The organism is Agrobacterium sp. LY4 (assembly GCF_001526585.1).
Lineage (GTDB): Bacteria > Pseudomonadota > Alphaproteobacteria > Rhizobiales > Rhizobiaceae > Agrobacterium > Agrobacterium leguminum.
On sequence record NZ_ASYA01000001.1, the window covers coordinates 651,954 to 664,639 of the forward strand.

The window sequence follows — 12,686 nt, forward strand, 5'->3', positions numbered from 1 at the left end:
GGGAAGGCCGCCGCTTGTTTCTTCTCCCCGCGGGGGAGAAGTCCGCGGCAGCGGGATGAGGGGGCGACGGTAGAGATAGACCGAGAGCTTGCCCCCCCATCCGACCCTTCGGGCCACCTTCTCCCCGGCGGGGAGAAGAAAAGGGGAGCGCCGCAACCGGCGTTCCCCATTCGTCAGCATCAATTACTTGCCCTTGGACTTCAGCCAGGCCTTCATCATGGCGATCTCGCCTTCCTGCGCCTTGATGACCTCTTCGGCCAACTTGCGGATTTCCGGGTCCTTGCCGTATTCGAGCTGGACCTTGGCCATATCGATTGCGCCCTGATGGTGCGGGATCATGCCGCGCACGAAATCGACATCGGCATCGCCGCTATAATCGATGGCCATATCGCCATGCATCTTCTTGCTGGCTTCCATGAACGCCTTGGTGGACGCGCCGTCGCTCATAGTGCCTTTTGACATGTCATGTCCGGCATGGCCGCCCGCTTCCTGCGCGAAAAGCGGCATGGCGAAGACGGTTGCGAAAGCGGCGGCGAGCGTGATGGTCTTGATAGACATGGATTATCCTTCCTGTGTCTGACGGATTTTTCGAAGATGGGTCTGAAAAAATCTGGGGTCAGGCGCGGGGAGGCGGTAGCGGCGGCGCGAAAGCCTTGCCGTCAAAGACGATGCCGCGCTGCGGCTTCGGATAGGCGAATGCCATCCGGCCGCTATCGGCGAAGATCGTTCGCGGAACCACGATCAGGCAGGCGGCGCAGGAACCGGGATGTGCGGCATCGTCACCATGCGGGCAGCAACCGCTCGCTCCCGCTCCATGAGCCCCATTCTCCGCATGCGCCTGAGATCCTTGGTCCCGATCCGCGGCTCGATGCGAATGGACATCGTCATGTTTCATCGGCACCTGCGAGGAAGCTGCCATGCCTGTGGCCATCGGCATGCTCATCGCCATCTGCGCCGGCATTGCGCCGTATAGCAGGCAGGCAAGGAACATCAATGTGCGGACCACCTGGGACATGGCGTGAATTTACCGCTGGAATTATGGAATAAGCATGACGATCAGGTCAGTTCACGCGCGATGACGTGATGCACGATGCGATAATCCCTGCTTTCCTCGCCAAACGGGGCAAGCGGCCATTCCCATGCGGCGGCGGGGGCAGGAAGCTCGATGCCATGCAGCAGGTCTTCGTGCTGGTGCAGGTTGCCGTCTTTGCCGATGACGTCGAAGGAGGTGTCCGTTATCAGGCAGGCCTTGCAGGGCAGGCCAGCCAGCGCTTCCAGATGGGTGTGAATGAGCTTCGGCAGAAGATGGTCCGGGGCATTTGCGATCTTTTCCCGCTCCAGCCGGTGGCGTGCGCCGGTGCCGATCTGTGACAGGAGATTGGCCGATACCACGAGATCGAGATAGGGCACCCGCCGCAGGAAATCGAGCGGTTCCGCCGGCCGGCCGGCGAGAACATCGTCAAAACCGGAAAGATCGCGGTTGGCGATGCGGACATTCTTTTTGGCATTGAGGCGCAGCTTCGCCTGCACGCTGGCGAGATGCACCAGATCGACCAGCACGACGGTATCGAACATCGCCACCAGCGCATCATAGGGCACATCGCGCAACAGGCCCGAGCCCAGCACAACGGCCGTTCGCCGCTGCTTCAGCTTTCGGGCCGATTGCAGCACGAATTGCCGGCTGTTGTTTTCATGCTCCGCCCAGGCTTTGGCGCAGCGGTTGGCGCGCGCCCAGAGGTTGACAGAATAGCGGATATGCGGCCGGAATTCTTTCGGCGTGACCGCGCGCGTGGCGGCATATTGCAGGGCTTCGAGGATCATGAATGCCTAACGGTAGATTTAACGGCGATGGCCGATTTCGACCACCAGCACGACGAGCTTGTGATCCTGTATATCGCAGATGATACGGTAATCGCCCACCCGGTAGCGCCAGAAATTTCCGAGCTCGGAGCCTTGCAGGGCGGCGCCGGTCCTTCGAGGGTTACCATCTTTGGCAATGCGGTCCGCTAGAAAAGAAACGATGCGATTGGCATCGCCTTTCGTCAAATTGCCCAGCTGTTTGACAGCAGCGCGCTGAAACTCAATTTTCCAAGTCCAGATCACGCATCACTTCTTCCAGAGTATAGGTGCGTTCTTTATTGGCGATGCGCTGCCGCGTTGCCTCTTCCGCAAGATAGAGATCCTCCATATCTTCGATATGTTTCTCGATCGCCTCGCGGATGTAATAGGCGGATGTGCGGCCGGTGCCCTCGGACAGCGCCTTCAGCCGCTCATAGGTCTCATCAGGCAGGCGTATGGCCGTCTGTTTGCTCATGGGTCGCGTCCTTCCCGATCCGAATTGGGATACATGCATCCCATATAGCCCGCTTGGCTGCGTGAGCCAGTAAAACCGGAGCCTTTGCGGCTTGCCGCACCGGGCTTCATCCTCTAATACACCGGCTTGATTTCAGGAAAATATCGGATCGGCCCCATGAGCGAAAAAGCAAAAAAGCCTCAGAAACTGAAAGCCCGCCTGCCGCGCGGCTTCGTGGATCGCTCGGTTGCCGATATTCATGCCACCAATGAGATGATCGAGAAGATCCGCAGGGTCTACGAGCTTTACGGCTTCGATCCGGTGGAAACCCCGCTGTTCGAATATACCGATGCGCTCGGCAAATTCCTGCCCGATAGCGACCGCCCGAACGAAGGCGTGTTTTCGCTGCAGGACGATGACGACCAATGGATGAGCCTGCGCTACGATCTGACCGCGCCGCTCGCCCGCCATGTCGCGGAAAATTTCAACGAAATCCAGCTGCCCTACCGCACCTATCGCGCCGGTTACGTGTTCCGCAATGAGAAGCCCGGCCCCGGCCGCTTCCGGCAGTTCATGCAGTTCGATGCCGATACGGTGGGCGCCGCCGGCGTGCAGGCAGATGCCGAAATGTGCATGATGATGGCCGATACGCTGGAAGCGCTCGGAATTCAGCGCGGCGACTATGTCATTCGCGTCAACAACCGCAAGGTGCTCGATGGCGTCATGGAAGCCATCGGCCTCGGCGGGGAGGACAATGCCGGCCGTCGTATTGAAGTAATGCGAGCGCTGGATAAGTTAGACAAATTTGGCTTGGATGGAGTTCTGCAGCTGCTTGGTGACGGACGCCGTGACGAAAGTGGCGACTTCACTAAGGGCGTAAAACTTGAGCAGAAACAGAAAAATCTCCTAGCCTACTTTGTGCAACTCCGTCATCTCCATATGACGAAAATCCACAGACGACGGCATTGAACCCCGTTTTTGATTTTGTGGCTCCGGACGCTCCACCTACTTCCGCTCCTATCTCCAAAGATATGATTACGGCTATGGAAGAGAGCATGTATGGCCAAAACGCAGTTTTCATGGATGGCGTCTCGGATTTTAAAACTATGGCCTCATTATTTGAGGCAGCCGGATATGATGATGGCAGAATTATTATTGACCCGTCGATTATTCGCGGCCTCGAATATTATACCGGCCCGGTCTATGAAGCCGAGCTGACATTCGACGTCACCAATGAAAAGGGCGAAAAGGTCGTGTTCGGCTCTGTCGGCGGCGGCGGCCGTTATGATGGCCTCGTTTCGCGCTTCATGGGCCAGCCGGTTCCGGCCACGGGCTTCTCGATCGGCGTTTCGCGCCTGATGACGGCGCTGAAGAACCTTGGCAAGCTCGGTCAGGTCAAGCCGCTTGCCCCCGTTCTCATCACCGTCATGGATGGCGATGTGGAGAGCATGGGTCGTTACCAGCGCTTCACGCAGGCGCTGCGCGCCGAGGGCATCCGCGCCGAAATGTATCAGGGCAACTGGAAGAAATTCGGAAACCAGCTGAAATATGCCGACCGCCTCGGTTCCCCCATCGCCATCATTCAGGGTGGTGATGAGCGCGCCGAAGGTGTGGTGCAGATCAAGGATCTGATTGAAGGCAAGCGCCTCTCCGGCGAGATCGAGGACAATGCCAGCTGGCGCGAGGCGCGCGTGGCGCAGGTCAGCGTGCCGGAGGCCGATCTGGTGGCGAAGGTCCGCGAGATTCTGGAGCATCAGGCAGAGGACGTTCGCCGCGCCGCCGAAGGGCGCTGAAGCCATGGCGATCCTTGCGCTCGACCATGTTCAACTGGCGATGCCGGCGGGCCGTGAGGATGAGGCGCGCGCTTTTTATGGCGGCCTGCTCGGTTTTGCGGAGCAGGCAAAGCCCGCCAATCTGGCCGCGCGTGGTGGGTGCTGGTTCAGCCGGGGTTCGATAAAACTGCATCTCGGCGTCGAGCAGGATTTCCGCCCGGCGAAGAAAGCCCATCCGGCCTTTCTGGTCGATGATATGGTAGCCTTGCGAAAAACACTTGAAACAGCAGGCTACCATGTGGTTGAGGATGAGCCGCTTGAAGGGTATCACCGGTTTTATGTCCATGATCCCTTCGGAAACCGCATCGAAATGATGCAGCCGCTCGAACCGTGACGAAAAGTACCGTTCCATGCCCCTGATCGACATGCCGGAATTTTCCGGAGAGCTACTGGAAGAATTCGCCGCGCGCCGCACGAGCCGCGTGAACACGCCGGTCATCCAGCCCGCCGAACCGTTTCTGGATATGGCAGGCGAGGATTTGCGCCGCCGCATCTTCATGACGGAGAGCGAAACGGGTGAGAGCCTGTGTCTGCGCCCCGAATTCACCATCCCGGTCTGCCTGCGCCACATCGAGACGGCAACCGGCACGCCGAAGCGTTATTCCTATCTCGGCGAAGTCTTCCGCCAGCGCCGCGAAGGTGCCAACGAGTTTTATCAGGCCGGTATCGAGGATCTTGGCGATACCGATATCGCCGCCGCCGATGCCCGTGCCGTCATTGACGCCACCGGCATTCTGCAGCGCCTGCTGCCGGGCCGGGCGCTTGCCGTCACGCTGGGCGACCAGCAGGTGTTCGAGGCGGTGGTTGCAGCGCTTGGCCTGCCGCTCGGCTGGCAGAAGCGGCTGGTGCAGGCCTTCGGCGACATGGCGCAGCTCGACGCGCTGCTGGAAAGCCTCGTGCATCCCAAGCCGATGACCGGCCTCGATGCCCGGGTCGCCGGCCTGCTGGCGACAGGCGACGAGGCGGTGCTGGTCGATTATCTCGATACGGTGATGCAGGAAACCGGCTATTCCACCAATGCCAGCCGCGCGCCGCAGGAAATCGCCCGCCGCCTGCGGGAAAAACTGGCGCTTGCCGCCACGCGCCTGCCGGATGAAAGCTTCGCGCTGCTCAAACAGTTCCTTGCGCTGAAGGCGCCGTTGCCGCAGGCCTCGCAGGTTCTGGCCGATTTTGCCGCAAAGGCGAAGCTGAAACTGGATGGCGCGCTGTCCGCTTTCGATAAACGTGTCGCAGCGCTTGCCAATGCCGGTGTCGATCTCGAAACCGTCACCTATGGCGCGGCCTTCGGTCGTCCGCTCGATTATTATACCGGCCTCGTTTTCGAGGTGGTGGAAGCGGGCGGAGACAGTGTGCTGGCCGGTGGCGGCCGTTTCGACCGGCTGCTGACCCTGCTCGGCGCACAGGAAAAAATCCCGGCCGTGGGCTTCTCGCTCTGGCTGGATCGCATCGAAGCGGTGCGCGGGAGCGACAAGCCATGATTACCATCGCATTGCCCTCCAAGGGCCGGATGAAGGAAGACGCCTCCGCCGTTCTGGAACGCGCCGGGCTGAAAGTCGCGGCCGTCGGCAATGACCGCTCCTATCGCGGCCGCATCGAAGGGCGCGACGATATCGAGATCGCTTATCTCTCGGCCTCCGAGATCGCCCGCGAGATCGGCGCTGGCACCGTGGATTTCGGCGTAACGGGTGAGGACCTCGTGCGCGAGGGACTGACCAATGCCGATGCGCAGGTGGAGTTCTGCGCCCGCCTCGGTTTCGGCCATGCGGATGTCGTGGTCGCCGTGCCGGAAATCTGGCTGGATGTGGACAGCATGGCCGATCTTGGCGATGTCGCTTCGGAATTCCGCGCCCGTCATGGCCGCAGGCTCGCCATCGCCACCAAATATTGGCGGCTGACGCAGCAGTTCTTTTCGCGCCAGCACGGCATTCAGCTTTATCGCATCGTTGAAAGCCTTGGCGCGACCGAGGGTGCACCGGCGGCGGGGCAGGCGGATATCATCGTCGATATCACCTCGACCGGCTCGACGCTGAAGGCCAACCACCTGAAAATCCTCTCAGACGGTATCATTGTTCGCTCGGAAGCCTGCTTTGTGCGTGCCCGCAAGCCTGAACATGAGGGCGATGCGGCGGTTCAGGAGATCGCCTCGCGCATAAGGGCGGCGGTCTGACGATAGAAAACAAAAAAGCCGCCGGAGCGATCCGGCGGCTTTTTTGTTGGTCGATTTATTTGGCTTATGCGTGGGCAACAGCCACGCCGCGCTTAGCGTCGACGGAATAGGCGCCGGGGCCGAAGGCGGCAAGCAGGATGTAAGCGCCGGCAAGGGTGATGTTCTTCACCATCATGATGCCGTTCAGCGTGTTGATCCAGCCAAGAGCCGGCTCAGGCCAGCCGGGAACGGCAACGGTGCCGCTGTGGAACACCAGACCGGTGAAGACGCAGAAGACGGCAAGCGCCCAGGCAGCGATTTTGGTCTGGAAACCAGCGAGAATGGCAAGACCGGCAACGAGTTCGAACAGGCCTGCAATATAGGCAAGCGCGGTTGCGGCGGGCAGGCCGGCACCCGTGATCATGCCGGCCGTGCCGGCCGGATCGACGAGCTTGCTGAAGCCCGACGTGATGAAGATGAAGGAAAGCAGAATACGGGCGATGAGAACGAGAACGTTCTGGCTGCTGGACATGGATATCTCCGGTAAATAGTCGGCGTGTCGCCGGTTGAACTGCAATGTCTGGAGATATCAATGACCGAAAATCATCCGCCCATAAAGATGAACAATAGAAGACAAATCGTCTTCATTTTGTGAACGGTACTGAGCGTCTCTCCCGCTATGTTCAGGCGGCGAAGCGAATATCCTCAAAGCGCGGAAACAGGAAAAGCCCTGATATGCGCCCTTGCTGCCCGTCTTCGAAGCCGGAAGATTCACCCATGCAGATGACCGGCTGCCGCATCGCCGGCAAGATGGAGAGGCCGGTTGAAAAACAGAAACGTGAGGGGGCGGTGGAAACCTGCTCGAAAAGTTCCAGAACGCGGGCGTGGTCAGCGCGGTCGTAACAGCGGACAAGGCTGAGCAACCCGCACTCGCCCGGCGGCAGGCCGTGCATGAACGATGCGTGTTCGCCGAGCCGGATGACGCCACTGGAAAGATCGCTACTCCACTCCTCCGACATGAAGAAATGCGACAGGGTCCGGGGATCGGGCGCGGTTGTTACCGCCGCAGGCAGAGCATCGTTGCGTCTTGATATTTCAAACAAATCGCGCCCCCGCATGAACACGTGCCAGCGCCGCCACTTCAAGCGCCACTGCCAGGTTGAACCTTTACCGCCACCCGCAGTCGAACGTGTTTGCCACCCATCGAAACCCCTTCGACGCTGGCCGCCCCGTCGCGGAACCCTTACGGGGGGTGACTTATAGTTTATTTTCCCCTACCTACAACAACCAGCCAGTGAGAAAATCAAAAATATTATGTATTTCTTCTTCAAAATCGCGAGATATGCGAAAAAGCACAACTAAATAGCGCACTTATAAGCCGGTCCGAGTGGAAATCGGCCCCGTATGGGGTGGTGATTCGCTCTTGAATGTGTCCCATTATTGCATAGGGCTGCAAAAAATAGCCGGATAAAATCATGCCTGTTCCAAAACGGGACAATACACGAACCTTTCCGCTTTCGGCCTTCAGAATTGTGCAACCTGTTGATTTCATGAGGCATCTCTCGCGAGAGCGCCGGCGTCATCCTCGGGCCTGTCCCATTGCTGTCCGATTTAAATTCCGGACGGCCGGCAGCCTTTTTAAAGACAGTAATGGAGGGTCAACATTCCCTCGACGTCATCCTCGGCCCTGTGCCGAGGATCTAATCACGTCGAATAAAATCAATCGGTTGCAGATCCTCGGGACAGGCCCGAGGATGACGCCGATAAGATGTGCCGCCTTCCGTCAATCACGCATGGGCGGCAAAGAAAAAGGGCGGTCCGAAGACCGCCCTTTCTTAATTCCGGTGACAGGACTGATTAGAAGTCCATGCCGCCCATGCCGCCGCCCGGCATTGCCGGCATCGGAGCGTCCTTCTTCGGAAGCTCGGCGATCATGGCTTCGGTGGTGATCAGCAGCGAAGCAACCGAAGCTGCGTTCTGCAGAGCCGTACGAACAACCTTGACCGGGTCGACGATGCCGAGCTGGATCAGGTCGCCATATTCGCCGGTCTGGGCGTTGTAGCCGTAGTTGTCTTCGTTCTTCTCGAGGATCTTGCCGACAACGATGGAAGCTTCGTCACCTGCGTTGTCTGCAATCTGGCGAACCAGAGCCTGCAGGGCGCGGCGGATGATGTTGATACCGGCTTCCTGGTCGTCGTTTTCACCCTTTGCGGTGATCTTCGTGGACGAACGCAGCAGGGCAACGCCGCCGCCCGGTACGATGCCTTCCTGAACGGCAGCGCGCGTCGCGTTGAGAGCGTCGTCGATGCGGTCCTTCTTTTCCTTCACTTCGACTTCCGTCGAACCGCCGACGCGGATAACGGCAACGCCGCCAGCGAGCTTGGCAAGACGTTCCTGCAGCTTTTCGCGGTCGTAGTCGGAGGTGGTTTCTTCGATCTGGGCCTTGATCTGGGCAACACGGCCTTCGATGTCGGACTTCTGGCCGGCGCCGTCAACGATCGTGGTGTTTTCCTTGGAGATCGAAACCTTCTTCGACTTGCCGAGCATGTCGAGGGTAACGTTTTCGAGCTTGATGCCGAGGTCTTCGGAAATGACGGTACCACCGGTCAGGATGGCGATGTCTTCCAGCATGGCCTTGCGGCGGTCGCCGAAGCCAGGAGCCTTGACGGCAGCGATCTTGAGGCCGCCACGCAGCTTGTTGACGACGAGCGTTGCAAGAGCTTCGCCTTCGACGTCTTCAGCGATGATGACGAGCGGCTTGCCGGTCTGAACGACGGCTTCGAGAACCGGCAGCATGGCCTGGAGGTTCGAAAGCTTCTTTTCGTGCAGGAGGATGTATGCGTCTTCGAGGTCCGCAACCATCTTTTCCGGGTTGGTCACGAAGTAGGGCGACAGGTAGCCGCGGTCGAACTGCATGCCTTCGACGACTTCGAGTTCGGTTTCAGCGGTCTTGGCTTCTTCAACGGTGATGACGCCTTCGTTGCCGACCTTCTGCATTGCTTCAGCGATGTCGAGACCGATCTGACGCTCGCCGTTTGCGGAGATCGTGCCGACCTGTGCAACTTCTTCCGAAGTGTTGATCTTCTTGGCCTTGGCCTGAAGGTCCTTGACGACTTCTGCAACAGCAAGATCGATGCCGCGCTTGAGGTCCATCGGGTTCATGCCGGCAGCAACTGCCTTTGCACCTTCGCGAACGATGGCCTGGGCCAGAACCGTTGCGGTGGTGGTGCCGTCACCGGCGATGTCGTTGGTCTTGGAGGCAACTTCGCGAACGAGCTGTGCGCCCATGTTCTCGAACTTGTCTTCCAGTTCGATTTCCTTGGCGACCGAAACGCCGTCCTTGGTGATGCGCGGAGCGCCGAAGGACTTGTCGATAACGACGTTACGACCCTTCGGGCCGAGGGTTACCTTCACTGCATCAGCGAGAATGTCGACGCCCTTGAGCATCTTTTCGCGCGCTGAGCGGCCGAATTTGACTTCTTTGGCTGCCATTTTCAAAACTCCTGGTTTCGAACGGCCGGAATGGATCCGGCTTGAAATTTAAGGAAACGATGGGTTCGGCGAAATCAGCCGATGATACCCATGATGTCGGCTTCCTTCATGATCAGAAGGTCTTCGCCGTCGAGCTTGACTTCGGTGCCCGACCACTTGCCGAACAGGACGCGATCGCCAACCTTGACGTCGAGAGCGACGACCTTGCCGGCCTCATCGCGAGCGCCGGAACCGACGGCGACGATTTCGCCTTCCTGCGGCTTTTCCTTGGCGGTATCGGGAATGATGATGCCGCCCTTGGTCTTTGCTTCGGATTCAACGCGACGAACCACGACGCGATCGTGAAGCGGGCGGAAATTGGTGCTTGTCATTGCCTAATCCCTCGATCAAATGACTGCGCGAGCTTTTGGCGCTCGCCTGATGGGTGTTAGCACTCTCCTTTATCGAGTGCCAGCGGAACCGAGATAAGGAGGGCGTCTGCCGGAGTCAAGAACGCCCTGTCTGAAAAATTTCATGGCTTATGGTTATCAGCGTTCCATGACAGAAATTTCCCATGTGCGGATGCGCGCCATGACGACATTCTTTTCGCGCGATGCGCGTCGCATCCATCTACGGGACATTTGTGTTCATGCTGCGTCAGGCGGGGCCGAAGACCGGTCACTCACCGCTTTTTTCCTTGCCATCGGCGTCCCGCTTTGCGATGTGACGCACACCCTCTTCTCGCATCCGGAAAGCATCTCATGGCCCACCGCATTCTCACTCTCGGCGAAATCACTGATGGGTTCGACGTTATTCTTTCGGATGTCTGGGGCGTGCTGCACAATGGGGTGAGCGCCTTTCCGGATGCGGCGGTTGCGCTGCGGGAAGCGCGCAAGGCTGGCAAGACGGTGGTGCTCATCACCAATTCGCCGCGTCCCGCCCCCGGCGTCATCGCCCAGTTGCGCGTTCTCGGCGTGCCTGATGAGGCCTATGACCGTATCATCACCTCGGGCGACGTTACCCGTGGTCTGATCGCGGAAGGCCCAAAAAAGGTCTTCCTGCTCGGCCCGGAGCGGGACATGCCGCTGCTGGAAGGTCTCGATGTCGAATGTGTCGGCGAGGCGGAAACGGAATCCGTGGTCTGCACCGGCTTCTTCGACGACGAGACGGAGACGCCCGAAGACTATACCGAAATGCTCAAGGGCTTCATTGCCCGCAAGGTGCCGATGATCTGCGCCAACCCCGATCTGGTGGTGGAACGCGGCGAGCGCATCATTCCCTGCGCCGGCGCCATGGCCGCCTATTACGAACAGCTCGGCGGCGAAGTCCGCATTGCCGGCAAGCCGCATGCGCCGATCTATGAAGCCTGCTTAGCTGCGGCCAAGGAAGTGCGCGGCGCCTTCGCCAAGGATCGCGTGCTCGCCATCGGTGACGGCATGCCGACGGATGTGAAGGGCGCGATTGCGAGCGGTCTCAACCTTCTCTATATCAGCGGCGGCATTCACGCTGCCGAATATACGCTGAACGGCCAGACGGACGAGGCGCTTCTGAACGCCTATCTCAAGGGGCAGGGTGCAGCTCCCGGCTGGTGGATGCCCCGTCTCGCCTGAGGATATCTCGCCTGAGGAATAGCTGGCGCAGGAATGGATCGATTGCCATGACCGTCTTTCACCGCAATGAAAAAAAGGAGCCGCTGCCGGAAGCTCTTCGTGGCGGCGTCATCGCCATCGGCAATTTCGACGGCGTGCATCGTGGCCACCGGGCTGTGCTGGATCGTGCTCTGGAACTGGCGGAAGCCCGTGGCGTTCCCGCGCTGGTGCTGACCTTCGAGCCGCATCCCCGTTCCGTCTTCCGTCCCGACACGCCGGTCTTTCGCCTCACGCCCGCGCCGCTCAAGGCGCGCATCCTTGAGGCCATCGGTTTCCGCTCCGTCATCGAATATCCCTTCGACCGGGAATTTTCGCAGCGCTCGGCGGAGGAATTCGTTCAATCCATCCTGGTCGACTGGCTTCATGCCAGCGCCGTCGTCACCGGCTTCGATTTCCATTTCGGCAAGGGCCGGGAAGGCGGCCCGGCATTCCTGATGGAGGCCGGCAAACGCCATGGTTTTGACGTGACGCTGGTGGATGCCTTCCGCGACGAGGGTGCGGATGTCGTCTCCTCCAGCCGTATCCGCTCGCTTCTGTGCGACGGTGATGTGGCAGGCGCCGCAGGCCTGCTCGGATACCGCTTCACGGTGGAAAGCGAGGTCATTGGCGGCCAGAAGCTGGGGCGCACGCTGGGTTATCCCACCGCCAACATGGCGCTCGCCCCGGAAACGGAACTGAAGGCCGGCATCTATGCCGTGCGGTTCCGTCGCCCCGATGGTTCTATCCACGATGGCGTGGCAAGCTTCGGTTATCGTCCGACCGTCACAGAAAACGGCGCGGCGCTGCTCGAAACATTCGTCTTCGATTTCTCCGGCGATCTCTACGGCGAGGTCTGTTCGGTCTCCTTCTTCGGGCACCTGCGCGATGAACTGAAATTCGATGGCCTCGATCCGCTCGTCGCCCAGATCAGGCGCGATGAAGAAGAGGCGAGAGCGATGTTATCGGGCGTGCGCCCGCTCAGCGCGTTGGATGCGAAGATTGCGTTTTGATCTGATGAGACCTGTCAGCCCATATTCCGGGCTATATTGCCGTCGCTTTTCTCTTCCTTTTTGCCGGAAAACCGCATAAACAACCGGCCATGTCCCAATACCGGTTGAAGTTTACAGTTCAGATTGGCCGAATTATTGGCCCGGCCTTCCGCCCGCTCTGACGAGCCGGAAGGTCCGGGATTTTGGCGCTTGTCATGGCATTTGTCATGGCGCTTTCCGTATTTGCCCCTCTTTGAAATTGAGACGGCGCGACCGACACGGCGCGCAACAACGGTACGATTATGAGCGACACCGCAGAAAAACTGG

At 59.5% G+C, this 12,686-nt stretch carries 14 protein-coding genes and 1 pseudogene; 6 read left to right on the forward strand and 9 right to left on the reverse strand.

From position 1 onward, the window contains the following. Positions 1–183 precede the first annotated feature (183 nt). From L904_RS03195 to L904_RS03215, 5 genes are read right to left on the reverse strand one after another with little or no spacing between them, the layout of a single operon-like run. Positions 184–558, reverse strand: a complete 375-nt coding sequence (locus tag L904_RS03195) for a DUF305 domain-containing protein (RefSeq protein ID WP_020812648.1) — start codon at positions 556–558, stop codon at positions 184–186. Positions 559–616: 58 nt separating this feature from the next. Beyond that, a complete protein-coding gene (locus L904_RS03200; protein WP_245267384.1) occupies positions 617–1,015 on the reverse strand; it encodes a hypothetical protein in 399 nt (132 codons plus the stop codon). Between the two features lie 41 nt (positions 1,016–1,056). Further along, positions 1,057–1,821, reverse strand: a complete 765-nt coding sequence (locus tag L904_RS03205; RefSeq protein WP_020812645.1) for a hypothetical protein — start codon at positions 1,819–1,821, stop codon at positions 1,057–1,059. 18 nt (positions 1,822–1,839) lie between these two features. Next, positions 1,840–2,103, reverse strand: a complete 264-nt coding sequence (locus tag L904_RS03210) for a type II toxin-antitoxin system RelE/ParE family toxin (RefSeq protein ID WP_031234397.1) — start codon at positions 2,101–2,103, stop codon at positions 1,840–1,842. Then, entirely contained in the window at positions 2,081–2,314 is a 234-nt protein-coding gene (locus L904_RS03215; protein ID WP_020812644.1) for a DUF6290 family protein, read from the reverse strand. The genes L904_RS03210 and L904_RS03215 overlap by 23 nt, the downstream gene beginning before the upstream one ends. A gap of 156 nt (positions 2,315–2,470) precedes the next feature. On the opposite strand from L904_RS03215, the pseudogene hisS reads away from it, so the two are divergent. The 4 genes and pseudogenes from hisS (at position 2,471) to hisG (ending at position 6,292) form a co-directional block, all read left to right on the forward strand. Next, a pseudogene (gene hisS / locus L904_RS26675) lies at positions 2,471–4,086 on the forward strand (histidine--tRNA ligase). A gap of 4 nt (positions 4,087–4,090) precedes the next feature. After that, entirely contained in the window at positions 4,091–4,459 is a 369-nt protein-coding gene (locus tag L904_RS03230) for a VOC family protein (RefSeq protein ID WP_031234396.1), read from the forward strand. 16 nt (positions 4,460–4,475) lie between these two features. Next, positions 4,476–5,603: an ATP phosphoribosyltransferase regulatory subunit gene (locus L904_RS03235; RefSeq protein WP_020812641.1), complete on the forward strand. Its 1,128-nt coding sequence runs from the start codon at positions 4,476–4,478 to the stop codon at positions 5,601–5,603. Beyond that, the gene (hisG, locus tag L904_RS03240; protein ID WP_020812640.1) at positions 5,600–6,292 is read left to right on the forward strand and encodes an ATP phosphoribosyltransferase; all 693 of its coding nucleotides are present in this window, start codon (positions 5,600–5,602) and stop codon (positions 6,290–6,292) included. The genes L904_RS03235 and hisG overlap by 4 nt, the downstream gene beginning before the upstream one ends. Positions 6,293–6,356: 64 nt before the next feature. On the opposite strand, the gene L904_RS03245 is transcribed toward hisG, so the two are convergent. From L904_RS03245 to groES, 4 genes are all read right to left on the reverse strand, one after another. Then, complete coding sequence (locus L904_RS03245) at positions 6,357–6,803, reverse strand: DoxX family protein (RefSeq protein WP_020812639.1); 447 nt, start codon at positions 6,801–6,803, stop codon at positions 6,357–6,359. Positions 6,804–6,954: 151 nt separating this feature from the next. Next, entirely contained in the window at positions 6,955–7,389 is a 435-nt protein-coding gene (locus L904_RS03250; protein ID WP_020812638.1) for a hypothetical protein, read from the reverse strand. 739 nt (positions 7,390–8,128) lie between these two features. Further along, on the reverse strand, positions 8,129–9,763 hold the full coding sequence (gene groL, locus L904_RS03255; RefSeq protein ID WP_035261005.1) for a chaperonin GroEL: 1,635 nt from the start codon (positions 9,761–9,763) through the stop codon (positions 8,129–8,131). Between the two features lie 74 nt (positions 9,764–9,837). Continuing rightward, on the reverse strand, positions 9,838–10,134 hold the full coding sequence (gene groES / locus L904_RS03260) for a co-chaperone GroES (protein WP_003494080.1): 297 nt from the start codon (positions 10,132–10,134) through the stop codon (positions 9,838–9,840). A gap of 369 nt (positions 10,135–10,503) precedes the next feature. Here groES and L904_RS03265 point away from each other — a divergent pair, with 369 nt between their 5' ends. Then, positions 10,504–11,352, forward strand: a complete 849-nt coding sequence (locus L904_RS03265) for a TIGR01459 family HAD-type hydrolase (RefSeq protein WP_003503178.1) — start codon at positions 10,504–10,506, stop codon at positions 11,350–11,352. 47 nt (positions 11,353–11,399) lie between these two features. Then, entirely contained in the window at positions 11,400–12,380 is a 981-nt protein-coding gene (locus L904_RS03270; RefSeq protein WP_035261003.1) for a bifunctional riboflavin kinase/FAD synthetase, read from the forward strand. Positions 12,381–12,686 lie beyond the last annotated feature (306 nt).

What these genes read in the sequence shown, in the direction of transcription:
- L904_RS03195 (WP_020812648.1), bottom strand. Translation starts at nt 558, where the DNA reads ATGTCTATCAAGACCATCACGCTCGCCGCCGCTTTCGCAACCGTCTTC.
- L904_RS03200 (WP_245267384.1), bottom strand. Translation starts at nt 1,015, where the DNA reads ATGTCCCAGGTGGTCCGCACATTGATGTTCCTTGCCTGCCTGCTATAC.
- L904_RS03205 (WP_020812645.1), bottom strand. Translation starts at nt 1,821, where the DNA reads ATGATCCTCGAAGCCCTGCAATATGCCGCCACGCGCGCGGTCACGCCG.
- L904_RS03215 (WP_020812644.1), bottom strand. Translation starts at nt 2,314, where the DNA reads ATGAGCAAACAGACGGCCATACGCCTGCCTGATGAGACCTATGAGCGG.
- L904_RS03230 (WP_031234396.1), top strand. Translation starts at nt 4,091, where the DNA reads ATGGCGATCCTTGCGCTCGACCATGTTCAACTGGCGATGCCGGCGGGC.
- L904_RS03235 (WP_020812641.1), top strand. Translation starts at nt 4,476, where the DNA reads ATGCCCCTGATCGACATGCCGGAATTTTCCGGAGAGCTACTGGAAGAA.
- hisG (WP_020812640.1), top strand. Translation starts at nt 5,600, where the DNA reads ATGATTACCATCGCATTGCCCTCCAAGGGCCGGATGAAGGAAGACGCC.
- L904_RS03245 (WP_020812639.1), bottom strand. Translation starts at nt 6,803, where the DNA reads ATGTCCAGCAGCCAGAACGTTCTCGTTCTCATCGCCCGTATTCTGCTT.
- L904_RS03250 (WP_020812638.1), bottom strand. Translation starts at nt 7,389, where the DNA reads ATGCGGGGGCGCGATTTGTTTGAAATATCAAGACGCAACGATGCTCTG.
- groL (WP_035261005.1), bottom strand. Translation starts at nt 9,763, where the DNA reads ATGGCAGCCAAAGAAGTCAAATTCGGCCGCTCAGCGCGCGAAAAGATG.
- groES (WP_003494080.1), bottom strand. Translation starts at nt 10,134, where the DNA reads ATGACAAGCACCAATTTCCGCCCGCTTCACGATCGCGTCGTGGTTCGT.
- L904_RS03265 (WP_003503178.1), top strand. Translation starts at nt 10,504, where the DNA reads ATGGCCCACCGCATTCTCACTCTCGGCGAAATCACTGATGGGTTCGAC.
- L904_RS03270 (WP_035261003.1), top strand. Translation starts at nt 11,400, where the DNA reads ATGACCGTCTTTCACCGCAATGAAAAAAAGGAGCCGCTGCCGGAAGCT.